Origin of the sequence: Nocardioides luteus (genome assembly GCF_015752315.1) — a bacterium.
In the GTDB taxonomy this organism is placed as follows: Bacteria; Actinomycetota; Actinomycetes; order Propionibacteriales; family Nocardioidaceae; genus Nocardioides.
The window spans coordinates 3,005,404-3,025,638 of sequence record NZ_JADOVJ010000001.1; the positions used below are offsets into that span (position 1 = coordinate 3,005,404).

Genomic DNA, 20,235 nt, shown 5'->3' on the forward strand with positions numbered 1-20,235 from the left:
AGTGAGGGCAATGGTTTGCTGTGACTCACGTCACCAACTGTCCCGGGTCGGCCGGGTCGACCGTCCCGGGCTGGGCGAGCTGCTCCGGCCGGAGCAGGTGCGCGAGCCGCTCCGGCGAGATCAGGTTGCGCTCGAGGATCAGCTCGGCGACGCCACGACCGCTGCGGAGCGCCTCGCGGGCGATCTCGGTCGCGGCGACGTACCCGATCTCCGGGTTGAGCGCGGTGACGAGCCCGATGGAGCGCTCGACCTGGGCACGGGTCAGCTCTGCGTTGACCGTGATGCCACGTACGCAGCGCTCGGCGAGCACGCGGCACGCGGCGGCCAGGTGGGTGATGCTGGCGACCAGGGAGTGCAGGATGACCGGCTCGAAGGCGTTGAGCTGGAGCTGGCCCGCCTCGGCGGCCATGGTGACGGTGACGTCGTTGCCGATCACCTCGAACGCGACCTGGTTGACGACCTCCGGGATGACCGGGTTGACCTTGCCCGGCATGATCGAGGACCCGGCCTGGACCGGCGGCAGGTTGATCTCACCGAGCCCGGCTCGCGGCCCGGAGGAGAGCAGCCGCAGGTCGTTGCAGGTCTTGGATACCTTGACCGCGACCCGCTTGAGCACGCCGGAGAGGTGGACGAACGCCCCGCAGTCCTGGGTCGCCTCGATCAGGTCCGGCGCGGTGATCAGCGGCAGGCCGGTGATCTCGGCGAGGTGACGACGGGCGATCTCGGCATAGCCCGCGGGCGCGTTGAGCCCGGTGCCGATCGCGGTCGCGCCCAGGTTGATCTCGTGCAGCAGGGTGACGGCCTCCTGCAGCCGGAGCCGGTCCTCCCCCAGCATCACCGCGTAGGTGCGGAACTCCTGGCCGACGGTCATCGGCACGGCGTCCTGGAGCTGCGTACGTCCCATCTTGAGGATGCCGGCGAACTCCTCGGCCTTCGCGGCGAAGGCGTCCTCGAGGACGCGCATGGCGTCGGCGAGCGCGCCGACCGCGATGATGGTCGCGATGTTGACGGCGGTGGGATAGGCGTCGTTGGTCGACTGGCTGAGGTTGACGTGCTCGTTGGGGTGGAGGTGGCCGTAGCTGCCCTTCTCGTGGCCGAGCAGCTCGAGGGCCCGGTTGGCGATGACCTCGTTGGCGTTCATGTTGGTCGAGGTGCCGGCGCCACCCTGGATGACGTCGACGACGAACTGGTCGTGCAGCTTCCCGGTGCGGATCTCCTGGCACGCGGACGCGATCGCCCCGGCACGTTCGGGGTCGAGGAGGCCGAGCTCGAGGTTGGCGAGCGCGGCGGCCTCCTTGACGGCGCTGAGCGCGTTCACCAGGTGCGGGTAGGTGCCGATCGTGGTGCCGGTGATGGGGAAGTTCGCGCGGGCGCGGGCGGTGTGGACGCCCCAGTACGCCTCCGCGGGGACGTCGAGATCGCCGAGCAGGTCGTGCTCGCGCCGGGTCGGTGGGGTCATGGCTTCTCCGTCGGGTCGAGAGCGGTCGGGGTGAGCGCGGCGGCCGGGCGCAGCGCGGCGGGCGCGAACGGGGCGAGCACGTCGGGGTCGACGCCGCCCGCGGCCAGCAGGGCGAGCAGCGCGGGCAGGCGGGCCCGATCGGCGCCGTCGGCGACCTTGAGCGCGAGGCTGGTGCCGTCGGGCAGGGCGGCGATCTGGACGCCTTCGAAGCCGTCCTTGGCCAGCAGGCCGGGCACGGCCTGCATCAGGGCGGTGACGTCGCGGCGGTGGCCGGCGACCATCTCGGGGTGGCGGCGCATCGCCGCGGCGACCCGGTGCTCCGCGCTGCCCTCGGGGGCGAGCACGAGGCTCCGGGCGGCGCGCGCGAGGCCGTGCAGCGAGATCCCGAACAGCGGGGTGCCGCAGCCGTCGGCGGTCACCGTCGCGACCCGCTGCCCGGTGAGCTCCTCGACGGTGGCTCGGATGACCTCCTGGAGCGGGTGCGCGGGATCGAGGTAGCGATCGTGCGCCCACCCCGCGGCGGCGCAGGTCGCGACCATCGCGGCGTGCTTGCCCGAGCAGTTGTGCGCGAGCCGGCTGCGCTGCCCGTCGGCGCGCAGCCAGGCCTCGCGCTCGACCGGGTCGTAGGGCAGGTCCGGCGGGTTCTGCAGGGCGTCCTCGCCGAGGCCGGCGGAGGCCAGCAGCCGGCGGGCTCCGGTCTGGTGGACCACCTCGCCGGAGTGGCTGGCCGCGGCGAGCGCGAGCAGGTCGTCGCCGACGTCGAGCCCGGCGCGCACCATCGCCACCGCCTGCATCGGCTTGGCCGCCGAGCGCGGGTAGAACGCGGCCTCGATGTCACCGACGGCCAGGCGTACCCGGCCCTCGGGGTCGAGGAGGACGGCCGAGCCGTGGTGCACGCCTTCGACCATCTCGCCGCGCCAGACCTCGACCAGAGGCTGGTGGGCCGGCACTCGCATCGGAGCCGCGTCGGCGACCGGTGTCACGAGGTGGGGCAGGCTCATCACACCTCCATCGCGGAGGTGTCGATACGGTCGCGGACGAGGAACCAGCCGCCGACCAGCGCGACCAGCAGCACCGGCATCGCGAGCAGGGTGATCCGGCCGACGTGGTCGAAGAACATCAGGATCAGGACGAGGGCGAGGAACGCCAGCGCGATGAACTGCGGCACCGGCGACCGCGGCACCCGGAACGCCGGACGCTCGAGCTCTCCGGCGCGAGTGCGGCGGACGAAGATCGTGTGGCTGATCAGGATGATCGCCCAGGTCGCGATGATGCCGACCGAGGCCAGGTTGAGGACGATCTCGAACGCCTGGGCGGGCACGACGTAGTTGAGCCCGACACCGAGGACGCAGACCGCAGCGGTCATCAGGATCCCGCCGTACGGCACCTTGTGACGGTTCATCGAGGCGGCGAAGCGGGGCGCGGTGCCGGCGGCGGCGAGCGAGCGCAGGATCCGGCCGGTGGAGTAGAGGCCGGAGTTGAGGCTCGACATCGCGGCGGTGAGGACCACCAGGTTCATCACGTCGCCCGCACCGGGCACGCCGACCCGCGACAGCACGGTCACGAACGGGCTCTCGTCGGCCGAGTAGGCCGACCACGGCAGCAGCATCGCGAGCAGGACGACCGAGCCGACGTAGAAGATCCCGATGCGCCAGATGATGGTGTTGATGGCCCGGGGCATGACGCGGCGCGGGTCCGCGGTCTCGCCGGCGGCGACGCCGACCAGCTCGATGGACGCGTAGGCGAAGATGACGCCCTGGATGACCAGGACCATCGGGAGCACGCCGGAGGGGAACATGCCGCCGTGGTCGAGGATCAGCTGCGGTCCGGGGGTGGTGCCGTCGATCGGGTGCCGGGTCACGATGAGCACGATCGCGATCGCCATGAAGACCACCAGGGTGGCCACCTTGACGAGTGCGAACCAGAACTCCATCTCCCCGAACAGGCGGACCGAGAGCAGGTTGAGGGTCAGCACGATCACCAGGGCGCCCAGGGCGAGCACCCATTGCGGGACCGGCGCGAAGAACGACCAGTAGTGGGCGTAGAGCGCGATCGCGGTGATGTCCGCGATGCCGGTGGTCGACCAGTTCAGGAAGTACATCCAGCCGGCGGTGTAGGCGCCCTTCTCGCCGAGGAACTCGCGGGCGTAGGAGACGAAGGCTCCCGACGAGGGACGGTAGAGGATCAGCTCACCGAGGCAGCGCACCACGATGAACGCGACGAGCCCGCACGCGGCGTACGCGATGGCGAGGGAGGGACCTGCGCTGGCCAGCCGCCCGCCCGCGCCGAGGAACAGGCCGGTGCCGATGGCACCCCCGATCGCGATCATCGTGATGTGGCGCGGCGTCAGCGACTTTCCGTAGCCGTCGTCGCCGGCGTCGGTGATCTGAGGTGTTGCTTCGGTGCCAGTGGAGGATGGCAGTGTCATCGGTCGGTGTTCCTGTCGGTGGTGGGGTCGCGGACGATGTCTCCGAGCGCGCCGTCGACGTGCTCGAGGTGGGCACGCATGGCCGCCTCGGCGGTCTCCGAGGAGCCCGAGGCGATGGCGTCGACGATCAGGCGGTGCTCGGCGTCGGAGGCCGTACGCCGCGTGTCGTCGAGCTTGTTGAGCAGCGCGGACTGGGTGGCGAGGGCCTCGCGGATCTCCTCGATCACCTTTCCGAAGACGGGGTTGGCCGAGGCGCGGGCGATGGCGATGTGGAACAGCGAGTCGAGGGCGACCCAGACCGCACCGTCCTCCTCGCGCTCCATCCGCTCGAGCAGGCTGCGCATCTCGTCGAGGTCGTCGCCGCTGTGCCGGGCCGCGGCGTAGCCGGCCGCCGGCACCTCGACATGTCGGCGTGCCTCGACCAGGTCACGTGCGGAGTAGCTGCCGAACGTCGGGTTGTCGGCGGCCCGGTCGGAGACGACGAACGTGCCTCGCCCCGACTGGGACTCCGTCATGCCGAGCGCCTGCAGCGCTCGTAGGGCCTCCCGGACGACCGGGCGGCTGACCCCGAAATCGCGGACCAGGGTCGCCTCGGACGGCAGCCGGGTGCCCACCGGGAAGGTGCCGGACTCGATCTCCGAGCGCAGCTCGGCGAGGACGAGGTCCATGGCGCTGGCACGCCGAATCGGTTTGACTGTTTGCCTGTCAGACAGGTTCATGGCGATGAGTGTGAGGGGCGTCACCGTCGCCTGTCAACCCGGCCTGGCCTGATAGCGTTGGGGGCGTGGGACTGATCGAGGTGGACAAGTTCTAGCCACCGCACTGCCGGTGGCTCTCGCCTGACGCGCTCGCGTCGGCATGCCGGCACGTCCGCCTCCGCGGACGCGCGATCACGACCCCTCGGTCGACCTCGCGGTGCATTCGCCATCGACTTGTCACCGATCCCGTCGCGCCCTCGTGGCGCTCGACGGATGAGAAAGAGAACCCACCGCGAATGTCCACCCCATCAGCCATCACCCTGCGCGACCTCACGTTCGAGTGGCCCGACGGCACCGTCGCGCTCGACCAGGTCAACGGCACCTTCGGCACCGACCGGACCGGCCTGATCGGTCGCAACGGCACCGGCAAGTCCACCCTGCTCCGTCTCATCGCCGGCGAGCTGTCCCCGAGCTCGGGGCAGATCGACACCGGCGGCGAGGTCGGCTACCTGCCGCAGACGCTCACCCTCCGGCGGGAGACCACGATCGCCGAGCTGCTTGGCATCGACGCCACCCTCACCGCGATCCGGGCCATCGAGTCCGGCGAGGTCGATCAGCGCCACTTCGACACGATCGGCGACGACTGGGACATCGAGTCCCGGGCCGACGAGGCCCTGGACCAGATCGGCTTCTCTGCCGCCGATCTCGACCGCCGCGTCGCCGAGATCTCCGGCGGGGAGGGCATGCTGATCGCGATCACCGGCCTGCGGATCCGCCGCACTCCGATCACGCTGCTCGACGAGCCCACGAACAACCTGGACCGGGCCACCCGCGCCAGGCTCGCCGAGTTCGTCGACCAGTGGCCGGGGACGCTCGTGATCGTCAGCCACGACCTCGAGCTGCTCGAGCACATGGACAGCACGACCGAGCTGTACGCCGGGACGCTGAGCACGTTCGGCGGACCCTACAGCGCGTGGAAGGAGCACCAGGAGCAGGAGCAGGCGGCCGCTCTCCAGACCGCTCGGTCAGCGCAGCAGGCGCTCAAGGTCGAGAAGCGGCAGCGGATCGAGGCGGAGACGAAGCTCGCCCGCCGTGAGCGGACCGCGAAGAAGACCCAGAAGGACGGCGGGATCCCGAAGATCCTCGCCGGCAACCGGGCCAGCAAGGCCCAGGCGTCCGCAGGCTCCCTGCGCTCGACGCTGGACGACAAGGTCAAGGCCGCCCAGGCCGCCGTGGACGCAGCCGGTGCCCGCGTACGCAGCGAGGAGCACATCCACCTCACCCTCCCCGACCCCGGCGTGCCCCGCGGCCGGCGGATCGCGGAGCTCGAGGACGAGGGTCGGACGGTCGTGGTCCAGGGGCCGGAGCGGGTGGCACTGGTCGGCGCGAACGGCTCCGGCAAGTCGACCCTGCTCGCTCATCTCGTGCAGGGATCCGACCCGGTGGCCGGCCGGCCGCACGGTCGTCTCCTCACCGACCAGGTGGGCCTCCTCCCCCAGCGCCTCGACGGCCTCGACGAGGAGGCCAGCGCGATGGAGAACGTCCGCGCCGTCGCACCGGAGACACCTTCGGGCACCATCCGCAACCAGCTCGCCCGCCTGCTCCTGCGCGGCGCCAGCGTGGACCGCCCGGTGCGTACGCTCTCGGGCGGCGAGCGCTTCCGCGTCTCCCTCGCCCGTCTGCTCCTGGCCGACCCGCCCGCGCAGCTGCTGATCCTCGACGAGCCGACGAACAACCTCGACATCACCAGCGTCGAGCAGCTCGCCGAGGCGCTCGACGCCTACCGCGGCGCGTTGCTCGTGGTCAGCCACGACTTCGGGTTCCTGGAGCGGATCGGCATCGACACGGTCGTCGAGCTCGACGCGGAGGGTCGCATGCACCAGCGTCGGGGGCTGGACGAGGCCGGGCCGACCTCACCCGCCTGACAGGGTGCGGAGAGTGTGCCCGTAGAAGATCTGGTGGGCCCGCGCGGCGCGCTCCCAGGTGTAGCCGGCGGCGAGCTCGCGCCCCGCCGCCGGCTCGGGCGGCGTGTCCAGCACCTTGCCCAGCGCTACGGCGATCTCCGCCGGCGAGGTGGCATAGGCGACGGTCTCGGCAAAGACCTCCCGCAGCACCGGCAGGTCGCGGGCCACGACGGGTACGCCGGCGGCGAGCGCCTCCAGGGCGGCGAGCCCGAAGCCCTCCTTGGTCGAGACCATCGCCAGTGCGCGGGCCTCGGCCACCAGGGAAGGCAGCTCGTCCTCGGCGATCACCCCGGTGACGACGACCGGCACGCCCAGCTCACGGGCCCGGGCGTCGAAGGCGGCCCGGTAGTCGCGGTAGTCGAAGAGGGTCTCACCGCCGCCGAAGACCAGCGTGAGGTCCTGGTGGCGGGGGTCGGAGTCGCGCAGCTCGGCGTACGCCTCGAGCAGGTCGAGCGACCCCTTGCGCGGCTCGATCCCGCCGAGCGCGAGGACGTAGCCGCCGAGGCGGTCCCGCCACACCGCACGCCCGGCGTGGTCGTCGGCTCCGGCCGCGAACCGGGCCGCGTCGACGCCGTTGGGGATGACCTCCGGGGTGAACCCCCATCCGGCCGCGACCTCGTCGGCCACCGACCGGGACACGCAGATCCGGGCGTACGGCTCGACGACGGCCTTCTCGTGGCAGGCGGCGAGCTGCGGGGTGGTGAAGTGGTCGAGATGGTGGATCGTGCGGACGCACGGAAGCGCGGCGTTGGCGCTGATGCAGTCCTGGGCGTGCACGATGTCGTAGCCGTCCCGCTCCCGCTCGAACGCGGTCCGCAGCACGGCGATGGAGCGCACGATCCGCTCCCCCGCCGACTCCTCCTCACGTGCCTCGAACGGCACGGCGTGGACGGTGACGGCCGGATCGACCGGGCGGAAGAACTCCGTGTCGCCGTGGCGGCCGAGGGTCCACACGTGGACGTCCTCGCCGAGCGCAGCCAGTGCCTCGGCGAGCGCCAGCGTGTGCACGACGCCGCCGCGCGGCCGGGTGGAGTAGGTGAGCAGCGCGATCCTCACTGCGGGGATCCCGGGAGCTGGTAGGCCGTCGGGGTCAGCTCCTTGAGGTGGTGGAGGACCCGGCGGGACCGGGCGATCTCCGCCTCGACGTCGATCTCCGCGACGGCGAGGCCGCCCTTGGAGGTGGTGCGCGCGAGGATCTCGCCACCGGGACCGACGACCTTGGCCTGCCCGAGGAACCGCAGCCCGCCCATCACCCCGGTCTGGTTGGAGGAGACCCAGACGACCTGGTTCTCGGCCGCCCGGGCCTGGTCGTAAAGGTCGAAGAGCCGGGACTGGCGGTCCTGAGGGAGCCGCGAGGCGCGGTCGGTGACCGACGCCGGCCAGGCCGAGAGGCACGCGATCACCGAGGCGCCGTCGAGGGCGAGCGTGCGGGCCGCCTCCGGGAAGGTCTTGTCGTAGTCGATGAGCATCCCGAGCCGCCCGACCGGGGTGTCGAAGGCCGCGAAGCTCTCCCCCGCCGCGTAGACCAGCGACTCGCCGGCGGGCTGGTGCACCTTGCGGTGGCGCCCGAGGATCCCGTCGCCGCTGAGGCAGACGGCGGAGTTGTAGAGCCGCGCCTGGCCGTCGGCGACGACCTCCTCGGCGTAGCCGAGGCAGACGACCATCTCGCCGGCCATCGCGATCACCCGGGCCAGCTCGAAGGAGTCCTCGGTGAGTGCGGGCGGGAGCGCGAGCGGGTCGGGATGACGCAGGTCGGAGAGGTAGCCGCCGAGGGTCGCGTCCGGGAGGACCAGCAGGCCGACCCCGTTGCGGCGGGCGTCCTCGACGATCCCTTCGAGCTTGGCGACCGCGCGGGTCAGGTCGCGCCCGAAGTGGGCCGCAACCGCCCCGATACGCACGTTCGACATGGTTCTCAACCTATCCGTCGTCATCGTTCCGGCCCGGGATCTCCCTCAGGCCACCGCCGAGGCGTCCAACGGCGCCGGGGACCGCCGCCGCGCCAGGTCGGCGGCGGGCTCGGTGGCCGGACCGGTCCGGCCCGTTCGACCGGTGATCTCACCGGTGACGTATTCCGCATCCGCGGCGACGCCGAGGAAGCGGCCGGAGCCCCAGGTGTGCAGCCAGGGCAGACCGAGGAAGTAGAGCCCGGCGACGCCGGTCACGCCCCGGGTGTGGGTCGGCCGCCCGCTCCCGTCGAAGACGCCGGCGCGGACCCAGCGGTAGTCGGGCCGGTAGCCGATCGCCCAGATCACCGTCGTGATGCCCGCCTCGGCGAGGTCGAGGCGGGTCGGTTCGGCCTCGGGCTCCCAGACCGGCCGGTACGCCTCGGCCGGCACGACGTCGAGACCCTGCGTCTCGATGTAGGCGTCGATGTCGCGGCAGATCGAGCGGTAGACGTCGTCGGCGGAGTCGAGGGCGTCGCGCAGCGTCGGTGCGATCGCGAGATCGGTGCCCGCCCCGGACTCGAGCCGCCCGTAGAGCCGCATGCCCTCGGCGGCGAACTGGCGCAGGTCGATGTCCCGCCCGCCGTCGCGGCCGGTGACGTAGTGGTTGGTCTTCTCGCGAGCGGCCGGCCCGCCCGGGTAGCTGGCGACCGGGGTGTCGTAGAGCCCCATCTCGGCGAGCCAGGTCATGCAGTCACGCCCGCGGTGGAACCGGGCGACCCGGGGCGCGTCGCCGATCGCGAGGTGCACCTGGCGTCCCTCCAGGTGCAGGTCCTCGGCGATCTGCGCACCGGACTGCCCCGAGCCGACCACCAGCACGCCGCCGGGGCGAAGCCGCGAGGCGCTCTTGTAGTCGGCCGAGTGCAGCTGGTCGACGGCGGGGTCGAGCGCGGGCGCCCAGGCCGGCACGACCGGTACGTGGTAGCCGCCGGTCGCGACCACGACCTGCTCGACCTCCCAGGCCTCGGCGCCCTCGGGTCCCTCGGCCTCGACCAGGAACCCGCCGTCGGCGCGCTGGGTCAGCGAGGTCACCCGGGTGTGCTCGCGCAGCGGCGGGCCGAAGCTCGGCGCGTAGCCGGCGAGCCACCTCACCACCTCGTCGCGGGTCATGAAGCCGTCCGGGTCGGGCCCGGCGTACTCGTAGCCGGGCAGGCGGCAGTGCCAGTTGGGCGTCACCAGGGTGAAGTTGTCCCAGCGGGTCTCGGCCCACTCGTGGCCGGCGGTGCCCGCCTCGAGGACGACGTGGTCCACGCCGTCGCGGACGAGGAACCAGCTGGCGGCCAGGCCTGCCTGCCCGCCGCCGACGATCGCGACGGTGGTGCGGTGGGTGGTCATCGGATCTCCCGGGGTGTCGAGGTGGCGGGCAGGGGCGGGTGCATCGCGAGGACGGTGACGTACTGGCCGAACTCGTACGCAGCTGCCGAGGCGCGCAGCTGATCGGCCGTCGCCATCGCGCTGGTGCAGGCGAAGCCGAACTTCGCGCGGACCCGCTCGGAGGCGGTCGCCAGAGCGGTGAGGCTGCGGTCGAGGAAGTCGTCGACGGCGTACGTCCCGCCGACCGCGAGGTGGTCGTGCATCACCAGCGAGGGTGAGTAGCAGTCCTCGACCCGCCCGTCGGGCCAGCGCACGGTGAAGGTCATCTCAGGCATGCCCCTCACCCACCGGGCTGAACGGCTCGGCGGTCGCCAGCGCGGAGGGGTACGCCTCGGGCCGGCGGTCGCGCAGATGGAACATCGCCCGGCGGGCCGTCGCCAGGGCGCTGGGCACGTCCAGCTCGGCCACGGCCATGCCGGCGTCGACGCCGGTGGTCGCCAGGACGTCTCCGCCCGGACCGACCACCTTCGCGTTGGCGACGAAGCGGAGCTTGCCGAAGGTCCCGTGCTGGTTGGAGGCGAGCCAGACGACCTGGTTCTCGAGTGCCCTGGCGGCGTCGAAGAGGTTGAACCGCTTCGTCCACCGGTCGTCCTCGATCGAGGCGCTGGTGGCGGTGCGGGAGGCCGGCCAGGCGGAGATGCAGGCGATGACCTCGGCGCCGTCGACGGCGAGCGCGCGGGCTCCCTCGGGGAACGCCTTGTCGTAGCAGATCAGGGTGCCGATCCGGCCGGCCGGCGTATCGACGCAGCCGAACCCGTCGCCGGCCGCGTAGTAGAGGTTCTCCCCCAGCGGCTGGTGCACCTTGCGGTGGGCACCCAGCACGCCGTCGCCGGTGACGACGGCGGCCGTGTTGTAGCGGTCGGCGCCGTCGGACTCGCACAGGCCGACGACCACGGTCATGTCTCCGGCCAGCGCGGCGACCCGCGCGAGCTCGGGCCCGTCGATGTCCATCACCGGCGGGAGGTCGTCGGGCGCCTCGTCGTGGTTGCCGTCGCGCCCGGCGCCGAGGACGGAGAGGTAGCCGCCGAGACAGGCCTCGGGAAGGGCGAGCAGGCCGACGCCTGCCTGGCGGGCGTCGTCGATGAGGGCGCCGATCTGGGCGAGGTTCTCGTCCACGTCGCGGCCGAAGCCGGCGCAGACGGCCGCGACGGCGCTGCCGCGGTGGGTGTCGGTGGTGGTCATGTCGCAGGTCCTAGTCCGGTGACGGTGTGGTCGATGGCGTCGGTGACGGTCCCGTCCGGCCAGCGCAGGCCGACGCCGGTGCCCGCGACGAGCTCGCCGCAGACGGCGGAGGAGACGAAGCCGGGCAGGCCGGCCGGTGTCGCGGCGCGGCCGGGTTCCTCGGCCGTGAGCATCGCGAAGCCCGGGAAGCAGGTGAACCAGTCCGCGGTCGCGGCTGCCTCAGGGGTGGGGACGGCGGCGACGTCGATGATCGCGCGACAGCCGCTGGCCTCGGCCAGCATGCCGGCGGTGCCGATCAGGCCGGCCATGCTGACGTCCTTGGCGGCCGTCGGGGCCAGTGCGGGCACGACTCCGGACAGCGCCCGCAGCTCGGCCGAGGTGCGGTGCGAGGACGAGTCCCACTGCCGACCCTGGTAGCCGGGCCGCCACCCTCCGCCGAGGTCCGCGCTCAGGCGCAGCCGGTGGCCGGGTGCTCCCCCGCCGCCCGGAACCGGGCGTTCCGCGCGCCCGAGGGCGGTGACCGAGAGCGCGGCCGGGACGCCGAGCTGGGTGTGCCCACCGAGGACGGGTACGCCCCACGCCTGCGCCGCCTCGGCCAGCCCGCGCACGATCCGGCGGGCGAAGGAGGCGTCCCGGGCGCCGATGGCGTCGAGCAGGCCGACCGGCGCCGCGCCCATCGCGGAGAGGTCGTTGACGTTGACGAGGACCGCGCACCAGCCGGCCCACTCGGGGTCGCGCTCCACCATCGAGGGCAGGATCGCGTCGCAGGCGGCGACCAGGTCGCTGCCGGGGACGGGGGCGCCGTCGTCACCCCGGAACCCGGGGGTCGACCGCCCGACGAGGGCACCGATCAGGTCGCCGAGGGGCGACTTGGTGGCCTCGGAGAGCTGCCGGATGCGTTCCACCGGCCACTCCATGACCACATGGGTCATGTCGTGGAGGTGGATCCGCTCGCGCGGGACCCAGCCCAGCCGCCGGAAGAGTCCCTCGTTGCGGGCCTGGACGGTGGCGTCGAAGCGAAGCGCACCGGCCTGCTCGGCCGCCGCGCAGGCCGCCCGGACCAGCGCCGCGCCGACGCCGAGCAGCTGGCGGGCGTCGGCCTTGACCGCCAGCCGGCTCCCGCGCCACCAACCCACGTCAGGTGCGTCCGGCTGCGCCGGGTGGAGGCGTACGCCGCCCAGGACCTCGCCGTCGTCAGCCCGGGCGAGCAGCACGATCCGGCGCGGGTCCTCGTCGACGTCGTCGAGGTCGGAGCCGGCGAAGAGGCCCTGCTCGGTGACGAAGACCTCGCGGCGCAGGCGGAGGTAGGCCTCCCGATCGGCCGCGGTCTCGGCGCGGACCACGCGGTAGCCCACCAGGCTCGGCGCCCGGCGCACCCCACCGGCCAGGATGACGTCGTCGAGCAGCTCGGTCATGCCGACTCCTCCCCGCAGGCTCCCAGTGCCGAGCAGGCACCGCACGACGCGCAGCCGGCGGCCTGGTCGGCGCCGGCCATCCCGGCCCGGCGCAGGAGCGCGGCGACGCGCGAGGTGACCCGGTAGACGTCGGCGTGCGGTGGCGCGGGGACGGCGTCGACGTCCTTGGCGAGGGTGCCGTCCAGCGGGCGGTAGGGCACCACGAACGGGTAGACGCCCATCGCGATGAGCTCCTCGCAGCCCGCGACCAGCTCGTCGGGATCCTCGCCGAGGCCGACCAAGATATAGGTCGAGACCTGGTTCCAGCCGAAGACGCGGACCGCCTCCGCCCACGCAGCACGATACTCACTCATGGGCACCGAGCCCTTGCCCGGCATCCAGCGCAGCCGGGCCGCGTCGTCGAGCGACTCGACGTGGATGCCGATCGAGCGGGCGCCGGCGTCGTAGAGCTCCTGGATCGAGGCGAGGTCACCCGGCGGCTCGCACTGCACCTGGATGGGCAGGTCGGGGACCGCCTCGTGCACCGCGCGTACGCAGCGCGCCAGATGGGTCGCCCCGCGGTCGCGTCCCCGGGAGGTACCCGTGGTCATCACCATCTGGGTGACCCCGTCGAGCTCGACGGCCGCCTTGGCGACCTCGGCGAGCTGGGCGGGCTGCTTGACCGCGACCGTGGAGCCCTGGCGCAGTGACTCCTCGATCGCGCAGAAGCGGCATCGCTCCTCCTCCGCATAGCGGGCGCAGGTCTGCACGACCGTCGTGGCGAGCACGTTGGCCGAGTGCAGGCGGGCGATCTTGTCGTAGCCGACGCCGTCTGCGGTGGTCAGGTCGTAGAAGCGCGGCCGGGCGACGGCCTCGACCCCGAGACCGGTGTCGGCGCCGTCGAGGAGCAGCTTGCCGCCGCGTACGGAATAGGGGCTGCGGGGGTTGAGCGGGATGGCCGCGCCGACCCCGTCCAGGAGGACGTGGCCGTCGTCGCTCGGTCCGGCGCCCGAGCGGCGGGCGACGGGGGCGTCGAGCAGGCGGATCCCCTGGATGGCGACGTCGACGCGGGTGCTGGACGAGATCGGCGAGGTCATGGCCGGTCCCTCAGAGGTTGTAGGTCGAGTTGATGATGGCGCCCTTGCGGGCGTAGTGGATCAGCGCGTCCTGCACGTCGAGCGGGTGCGAGGGCACGACGCCCTCGATCAGGTCCTCCTCGCGCAGGCCGTGGAGGCCCATCCCGAAGCGGCAGCAGAAGACCGTGCCGCCCTCCTTGATGAACGTCTCGATGGCGCCGTTGGTGTTGAGCTCGCCGGGGAAGCCGGCGTCACCCATGGTCGGGAAGCCGCGCGAGGCCATGCAGGCGAGCGTGCCCGGGCCGTAGAAGTAGATGGCCGACTCGAAGCCTTTCCGCAGCGCGCGCGTGGCCTGCAGGACGGCGACGAAGCTGACCGAGGACTCGTGCGGGATGCCGTGGACGAGGGTGAAGTAGGTCTCCCCCTCCTCGGCCTGGTAGTCGGGGAAGATCTTGGTCGAGCCGTAGATGTTGGTGCCCGGCTGCGACGAGGGGTGCGGGATCTCGCCGAGCGACTTGGCCATGTTCTCGGCGATCTGGGCGTCGATGTCAGCGGTGTCAGTGGTCACGAGGGTCTCCAGAGAGGTCGGATGAGCGGTGCGGGATGGGAGCGGGCTCGTCGTCCTTGACGAGTGGCCGGCAGTGGAGCTGCCGGTCTCAGCCGTAGAGGGCTGAGAAGTTGTGGTGGAAGAAGGCGTCGGCGAGCTCGCCGTCGCCGGCCGCGGCGGAGAGACGGGCGTGCTCGCCAGCGAAGTCGCCCCACGGGGCGTCGGTGGCGAAGAGGATGCGGTCGTGCCCGACGCCGCGGCGCTCGATCTCCTGGACCAGCCAGATCGGCGCGAAGCCGATCGCCCAGCTGGTGTCGGTGTAGACCTGCATCCCGGCCTCGATCCAGTCGAAGAGCCGGCCGCCGATGAGCTTCATGTGGCCGCTCATCCCGCCGCCGAGGTGCACGAGATGGAGACGTACGTCCCGGGCATAGCGCTCCACGAGCGTGCCGATCTGGTCGACGTCGGAGGCGGCGCCGGGCGAGGTGTGCACGTGCACGGTCAGGTCGTGCTCGCGCGCGGTGGCGAAGACCTTGTCGAGCTGCTCGAGGCAGTCCGGGTCGGTGGGGTGGCCGCCGAGCAGGAAGCTGGTCTTGAGGGCGGCCACGCCGTCCTCGCCGGCGAGGGCGAGGGCGGCGTCGTTGCGGGCGGAGTCGGTCGGCTTCGGCGAGACCCACAGGCCGCACCGGATCCGGTCGTCGCTCTGCGCGGCCTCGATGGCCAGGTGGTTGAGGTCGAAGGCGGCGTCCGGGTCGGGCACGCCGTAGTTCGGCAGCACCAGCGCGCGCTCGATCCGGTCGGCATCGAGGTCGGCCACCAGCTCCTTCACGGTGTCGCGCGCGGTCACGTCGGCGTTGATCGCGGGACCCCCGTAGAAGGGGTACGCCGGCAGCCGGCCGATGTGGCGGTGCGCATCGCGAAGGGGCTTGGTCATGGCATCAAGCCTTCGGCCCGGGTGTTTCGGGCTGGTTACCCCTGGAATACGGAGTGCGCGTCAGCTCGTAAGTTCGAGGTAACGCGGATTGCGGGGCCGCCCCTCAGGCGCCCTCGGTCGTGAGGGCGGCGACGGCGGTCGCGTACATCGTGGACTTGATCGCGCCGAGCGTCTCGGCCGGCTTGCCCGCGAGCGGGGCGACGCGCGCGATGGCCTGCTCGAGCAGCTCGGCCTCGGGTGCGGTGCCGTCGACGATGCCGGCCGCGAGCGCGTCAGGGCCGGGGAAGCGGCGGCCGGTGGTCATCGAGTCGGTCGCCGCCCGCGGGGTGAGCTTGGCCTGGATCAGGGCGGCCATGCCCGGGGTGAACGGGATCTGGATGTCGACCTCAGGGAAGCAGAAGAAGCCGCGGTCCTCGCGCATGACCCGCCAGTCGAGAGTCATCGCGAGCATCGCGCCGGCGCCGAAGGCGTGCCCGTTGATCGCGGTCACCGTCGGCACCGGGAGGACCAGGAGGCGGGCGAGGAGCGCCTGGACCCGGGCGACGTACGGCTCGAACTGGTCGGCGTTCTGGCCGAGCCAGTCGAGGTCGAGGCCGTTGGAGTAGAACTTGCCGGTCGCGGTCAGGACCAGCGGCGCCGGCGCCGCCACGACCTTGTCGAGGGCGTCGTTCACCGACGTCATCCAGTCGGGGCTGAACCGGTTCTCGGTGTCGCCGATGTCGAGGACGTACACACCGTCCGTCTGGGTCAGGGTCGTCGTCATGGTCGTTCCTTCCGGGGTCAGCCGCGCGGGGAGCGCAGGCTCTCGAGGCCGTTGGCTGGGGCGGGCACCCGGCAGGTGACCAGGTCTACTCCCGCTCCCCCACCAGAACCAACGCACCGAAGAGAGTAGCTGCGGTGAAGACGTACGCCAGCAAGTTCTGGTTCGCACAGTGCGCATGCAGGAGGACCACGCGTTCGTGATTGCTCTCCCGATCCGAGACGGGCCGACGCAAGGAGTACCAGTAGTGAGCCAGTCGGACCGCGTGATGCTCGTTCGTGTCCGCGGCGTTCGTCGCCGACTTGAATGCCTCGCCCTTGGCACTCTTCTTGATCACGTTCCTGGCGTGGCGCTTGTTGAGCTTCGTCGAGTCAATGAACACCCTGACGAAGAGGGTGAGCATCGGGCTCGCGACGGTGAAGCTCGTCGCGATCCTGGCCCACAGCTCGGGTGCCGTCGAGAACATCGCGGCCTGCGTCGGAAACACCGCTGCGATCAGGAAGAGCAATCCGAACAGCACCCCGTCCTGGACCAGGCCCGCGCTCACCGAATAGCTGAAGTCATCGGGATCGCGGTCACTCACATGTGCGGCAGCCGGGGCGGCTGCGTACGCCGCGGCTGCGACGACGACGCAGTTGACGAGCAGTAAGAAGAGCGCTGAGAGAAGGCCGACCCAGAACGGGTACGGGCTGGCCAGGGTCGGTCCGAGCGCCGCGGTCGCGGCGACGTACCCGGTCACCGCCGAGCTCAGGCCACAGGACGCTGAGACGATCCAGAAGAGCGGCGTCATCTCTGCTCCCCGCAGGAGGACGACGTTTCCGAGGACCGAGTTGAGCGTCCAAGCGGCGTAGATCAGCGAGGCAGCGACGACCAGCACAAGGACGAGCGCGGCCGAGTTTCCAGGCACACCCGGCGCATCCCGCGGCAGTCTCAGGGGGCCGAGAGCAAGCAGTCCCAACGGCCACAGGAGAACACCCAGACCCGCCGCCGGCTGGCGTAGCCAGGCGCCGCAACCGGTGATCAGAATGACGACAATCGCCAGAAGCAGAACGCCGGTCACGTCGCGCGGCTCGGCCCCGGACGCGGTCTCTTGCCGGGCGAGCAGCGTGGAAAAGGCGAGCGAGGCGAGTGCCATCGCTGCCGTGATCGCCGCGAGGAAGAGGAATCCCTTGTCGGCCGCGGCGTTCCGCCACGGCTCCTCACCATTCGGCTTCGTTGGGGTGTCGGGGTCAGGGGCCTCCTGCAACAGTCCCTCGACCAGGCCCTTGATCGGCGGATAGAGCACCCCTGTCAGGAACGCGATGACCCCGACGACGCCGATCTCGGCGGCTGGCCCGGTCATCAGGTCTGCCCAGTCCCGTGACGCCGCGAGCAGCGTGACGGCCCCCAATGACCACACCGAGAACAACACCGACCAGTTCGCCCGGAGATCAACATCGCCTGTACGCAACCAGCGCAGCACGCCACCGGCGAGCGGGCCGGCCGCGAGCCAGATCAGCATCGCCCGAAGGTAGGACTCCGTCTGCACGAAGGTTGCGAGGACGCCCCAGGTCAGCGCGAGCGCCGGCCCGAGCACCATCACCACCGCGACAAGATGCCAGCCGGTGCGTGCATCGAACTCGTTCGGACGATCCTCGTACGTCGCCAGCACCCCAGCCGCGACCGCCAACAAGACGCTCGTCGCCAGCCCCAGCTCCCAGCCGCGATCGACCTTGTCTGCGGCATCAGGCAGGATTGTGAAGCAGAGCAATACCATCACCGCGCTCCAGGTGGCCCACCCGAACGACCATGCGAACCATCGCGTGAACCAGCGCCAGCTCCGCCCGATCGCCCAGGACCCGGCCAGCGCGACGACAACGGTGGCGACGATGATCGCGGTCAGCGAGGTCGCACTCGCCAGCTCGCGGGGGGACGAATCCCTCGCGGCCAGAAGCGCGAACCCCAGCAGGCTGCCCAGCGTGACGATGGCACCCGGCCCGTCGACCAAGTTCCGCACCATCTCCTGACGCCCGCTGCGGAGGGCGTCGCGTACGGCCAGCAGGGCCGTCCACCCAAGGCAGGCGAAGATCGCCGATGCACCCACGAGATATCCGAAATGCCACCAGCCGGCAAGGTTGAAGTGGTGCGGCTCCGGCAGGGTCCAGTTGAGGCCTGGGCTCGGATCGGCAAGCCAGAGCGCCTGCGTCGTGAGTCCGACACCGAGACCGATCGTGCCCGCAATCAGGCCAGACCGCCCCAACGGACTGCGCCCGAGGCTGCTGCAGAGCGTCATCAGCCCGCCAGCGGCGATCGGCAGCAGGATGACATCGCCGAGGTATGCACTCGGGTAGTCGAACAGCCCGTTGAGCCCACTGAGGTCACCCGACGACCACACCCCACGAGTCGCCCACAGGACGCCGGTCACCAACCCACCGAGACTGAGAAGTACGCCGACAACGAGCCCTGGGCGGTCACGGAGGAGAGCTCGCATCACGGCGCACGACGCTAGCGATCGCCGCGCCCGGCACCACGGGATCTCAGATGATCGATACCAATTTGGGGTACGAGCACGTGATCGGCCACCTGTCGCTCATCGCACTGCGACGAGCACCCCGATCTTGTCGATACGGTGCTCAGGATTGTCGAACTCGTCGGCCCAGTAGTTGCCGGCGGCGTGGTCCTCGGGCGTGGCGCAGGTCGACAGCGTGATCATCGCGCGGGTGGGCTCCTCACCGGGCCTGCCGGGGACCGGCGCCCGCTGCGCCCGCAGCGAAGCCTCCGACCGAAACGACGTCTCCCGGGTGGCGGTGATGCGATAGACGTACGTCGCCTCCTCGGTGCGCACGGAGACCCGGTCGCCTCGCCTCAGCTCGGGCAGCCTGAGGAAAGCCTGCGTCGATGAGAGCCGGTGCGCGGTCACCTGGTAGTTGCCGATCCCGCCCGGGCCGGTGCCGCCGCGAGGCCCGAACGGGCTCGCCGCGACGCCGCCGTTCTGGATCTCCGTCCCGGGAGCGTCGTCGGTCCACCCGCGGTACGGAACGACCTCCAGGTCGTTGACGCCGATCTTCGGGATGGACAGCTCGCCACGCAACGGCCTTCCGTCGGAGGACAACGGCGCCGTCTCGGTGGGCGTAGGTGACGTAGAGGAGGTCGAGGATGCCGTAGCGGTCGGGGACGCCGTGGCGGAGGGCGAGGCCGACGACGTGCCGCTCACCGACGAGGCCTCTGTGCCGCACCCGCCGACCGCGAGTGTGCCAAGGACCGCGAGGGCGGCCCCGGATGAGGTGAACTTCATGGCGCCGCCTCGGGCAAGCTGCTGGACGGAGATCCACGGTACGTCGCGGCGACAAGCCCGATCGGACGGATGTCGTCAGGAGAGCCGGTAGAAGCGCCAGAACCCGAACTCCTCGATCGGCAGCACCTCGAACCCGCCGAAGCCCGCCGCCTCGCCGTAGCTCTGCAGGGTCGACGGCCGCATCACCGTCCCGGTTCCGACGCTCGGCGGCGAGGAGAGCCCGTCCGGAAGACACACCAGCAGACTGAACCCGTACATGATCCGCTCCAGCTCATCGCCGTCCGGAGCGAAGCTGTCCGCCACAGCCTCGTCCATCACGACCATGGATCCCCCAGGCGCCAGCGTCTTCCTGACTGCGCTGAGGACGTCGACCGGCCGCGGCATGTCATGCACGCACTCGAACGCGAACGCCATATCCACCGTCCCCTCCTGAACAGTCGCGGCGTCCTGGCACAGGAACCGCACCCGATCCTCGACCCCAGCCTCCCGCGCGTTCGCCACCGCCATGTCGACCGAGGGCTGGTCGATGTCGATGCCGAGCACGGTGGCCTCGGGGTAGGCACGAGCCAAGGCGATGCTCGACCATCCCCCACCGCAGCCCACGTCGAGAATCCGGCACCCCGGCGCGGAGAGAGCGTCGTGGACGACGGGAACACCGGCCAGCGCCGGCCCGAGCTGCTTCTCGTACCACGGCCGATTGGCATCCGCCTGCGACTGCCGAGCGTCATCGCCGAGGTCGTCCCAGCTCACCCCACCACCATTCCGGTACGCCTCCATCAGCCGAGGCAGCACCGGCCCCACCGCCCCGAACATCCGCGCGATGGGCACCAGATAGGCCAGGCTCGTCGGATCGGTCATCACCTCCGCCGTACTGGCCGGAATCGCGAACCGCCGCTCGTCAGGGCGGCCGTCAGCCTCGACCACCAACAGCCCACTCACCGCCTGCTGCTCGAGCCACTCCCGTGCGTACCGAACCTGCGTCCCCGTACGCTCCGCCAGCTCGGCCGCACTCGCCGGCCCGTCATCCGCCAGCGACCGATACCAACCGAGCCGGTCCCCGATGAACACCGAGACGATCTCCACCGTGCCGAGGAGCGACCCGAAGAGCCGCTCGGCAACCTCATCCGCCGTCTGCTGAGATGCGTCCATCGATCCACTTTGGGTCGAGCCACGCACACCCACACAGCCCGTTTCGGACCTTA

Annotated in this window: 18 protein-coding genes; 1 reads left to right on the forward strand and 17 read right to left on the reverse strand. The window is 71.4% G+C overall.

The features are described 5' to 3' along the window. Nucleotides 1-25: 25 nt before the first annotated feature. From aspA to HD557_RS14465, 4 genes are read right to left on the reverse strand one after another with little or no spacing between them, the layout of a single operon-like run. The gene (gene aspA, locus HD557_RS14450; RefSeq protein WP_008361322.1) at nt 26-1,459 is read right to left on the reverse strand and encodes an aspartate ammonia-lyase; all 1,434 of its coding nucleotides are present in this window, start codon (nt 1,457-1,459) and stop codon (nt 26-28) included. After that, complete coding sequence (locus HD557_RS14455; protein ID WP_196874368.1) at nt 1,456-2,460, reverse strand: asparaginase; 1,005 nt, start codon at nt 2,458-2,460, stop codon at nt 1,456-1,458. The genes aspA and HD557_RS14455 overlap by 4 nt, the downstream gene beginning before the upstream one ends. After that, nucleotides 2,460-3,887 (reverse strand): amino acid permease, encoded by a 1,428-nt coding sequence (locus tag HD557_RS14460; protein WP_196874369.1) that lies wholly within the window; start codon nt 3,885-3,887, stop codon nt 2,460-2,462. The genes HD557_RS14455 and HD557_RS14460 overlap by 1 nt, the downstream gene beginning before the upstream one ends. After that, the gene (locus tag HD557_RS14465; RefSeq protein WP_040756209.1) at nt 3,884-4,555 is read right to left on the reverse strand and encodes a FadR/GntR family transcriptional regulator; all 672 of its coding nucleotides are present in this window, start codon (nt 4,553-4,555) and stop codon (nt 3,884-3,886) included. The genes HD557_RS14460 and HD557_RS14465 overlap by 4 nt, the downstream gene beginning before the upstream one ends. 326 nt (nt 4,556-4,881) lie before the next feature. Between HD557_RS14465 and HD557_RS14470 the strand changes: the two genes are divergently transcribed. Next, on the forward strand, nt 4,882-6,510 hold the full coding sequence (locus HD557_RS14470; protein WP_008361330.1) for an ABC-F family ATP-binding cassette domain-containing protein: 1,629 nt from the start codon (nt 4,882-4,884) through the stop codon (nt 6,508-6,510). Here HD557_RS14470 and HD557_RS14475 read toward each other — a convergent pair. The 13 genes from HD557_RS14475 to HD557_RS14535 all read right to left on the reverse strand — a co-directional run bounded on the left by HD557_RS14475 (nt 6,499) and on the right by HD557_RS14535 (nt 20,182). Next, nucleotides 6,499-7,605: an MSMEG_0565 family glycosyltransferase gene (locus HD557_RS14475; protein ID WP_196874370.1), complete on the reverse strand. Its 1,107-nt coding sequence runs from the start codon at nt 7,603-7,605 to the stop codon at nt 6,499-6,501. The genes HD557_RS14470 and HD557_RS14475 overlap by 12 nt on opposite strands. After that, entirely contained in the window at nt 7,602-8,456 is an 855-nt protein-coding gene (locus HD557_RS14480) for a carbon-nitrogen hydrolase family protein (RefSeq protein WP_008361334.1), read from the reverse strand. Before HD557_RS14480 ends, HD557_RS14475 begins: the two co-directional genes overlap by 4 nt. A gap of 45 nt (nt 8,457-8,501) precedes the next feature. Further along, nucleotides 8,502-9,827 carry an MSMEG_0569 family flavin-dependent oxidoreductase gene (locus HD557_RS14485; protein WP_196874371.1) on the reverse strand — a complete coding sequence of 442 codons (1,326 nt, stop codon included), beginning with the start codon at nt 9,825-9,827 and terminating at the stop codon, nt 8,502-8,504. Beyond that, nucleotides 9,824-10,141, reverse strand: coding sequence for an MSMEG_0570 family nitrogen starvation response protein (locus tag HD557_RS14490; protein WP_196874372.1), 318 nt, complete (start codon nt 10,139-10,141; stop codon nt 9,824-9,826). The genes HD557_RS14485 and HD557_RS14490 overlap by 4 nt, the downstream gene beginning before the upstream one ends. Continuing rightward, nucleotides 10,134-11,048 carry a carbon-nitrogen hydrolase family protein gene (locus HD557_RS14495; protein WP_196874373.1) on the reverse strand — a complete coding sequence of 305 codons (915 nt, stop codon included), beginning with the start codon at nt 11,046-11,048 and terminating at the stop codon, nt 10,134-10,136. Before HD557_RS14495 ends, HD557_RS14490 begins: the two co-directional genes overlap by 8 nt. Next, the gene (locus HD557_RS14500) at nt 11,045-12,463 is read right to left on the reverse strand and encodes an MSMEG_0567/sll0787 family protein (RefSeq protein ID WP_196874374.1); all 1,419 of its coding nucleotides are present in this window, start codon (nt 12,461-12,463) and stop codon (nt 11,045-11,047) included. The genes HD557_RS14495 and HD557_RS14500 overlap by 4 nt, the downstream gene beginning before the upstream one ends. Beyond that, complete coding sequence (locus HD557_RS14505; protein ID WP_196874375.1) at nt 12,460-13,539, reverse strand: MSMEG_0568 family radical SAM protein; 1,080 nt, start codon at nt 13,537-13,539, stop codon at nt 12,460-12,462. Before HD557_RS14505 ends, HD557_RS14500 begins: the two co-directional genes overlap by 4 nt. Nucleotides 13,540-13,549: 10 nt before the next feature. Beyond that, the gene (locus HD557_RS14510; protein WP_008361338.1) at nt 13,550-14,086 is read right to left on the reverse strand and encodes an MSMEG_0572/Sll0783 family nitrogen starvation response protein; all 537 of its coding nucleotides are present in this window, start codon (nt 14,084-14,086) and stop codon (nt 13,550-13,552) included. Nucleotides 14,087-14,174: 88 nt separating this feature from the next. Continuing rightward, nucleotides 14,175-14,999, reverse strand: coding sequence for an amidohydrolase family protein (locus HD557_RS14515; RefSeq protein WP_196874376.1), 825 nt, complete (start codon nt 14,997-14,999; stop codon nt 14,175-14,177). Nucleotides 15,000-15,102: 103 nt separating this feature from the next. Next, nucleotides 15,103-15,762, reverse strand: coding sequence for an enoyl-CoA hydratase-related protein (locus tag HD557_RS14520; protein ID WP_196874377.1), 660 nt, complete (start codon nt 15,760-15,762; stop codon nt 15,103-15,105). 85 nt (nt 15,763-15,847) lie between these two features. Further along, nucleotides 15,848-18,163: a hypothetical protein gene (locus HD557_RS14525; RefSeq protein WP_196874378.1), complete on the reverse strand. Its 2,316-nt coding sequence runs from the start codon at nt 18,161-18,163 to the stop codon at nt 15,848-15,850. Nucleotides 18,164-18,328: 165 nt separating this feature from the next. Further along, nucleotides 18,329-19,033, reverse strand: a complete 705-nt coding sequence (locus tag HD557_RS14530) for a class E sortase (protein WP_196874379.1) — start codon at nt 19,031-19,033, stop codon at nt 18,329-18,331. Nucleotides 19,034-19,108: 75 nt separating this feature from the next. After that, on the reverse strand, nt 19,109-20,182 hold the full coding sequence (locus tag HD557_RS14535) for a class I SAM-dependent methyltransferase (protein ID WP_196874380.1): 1,074 nt from the start codon (nt 20,180-20,182) through the stop codon (nt 19,109-19,111). Nucleotides 20,183-20,235 lie beyond the last annotated feature (53 nt).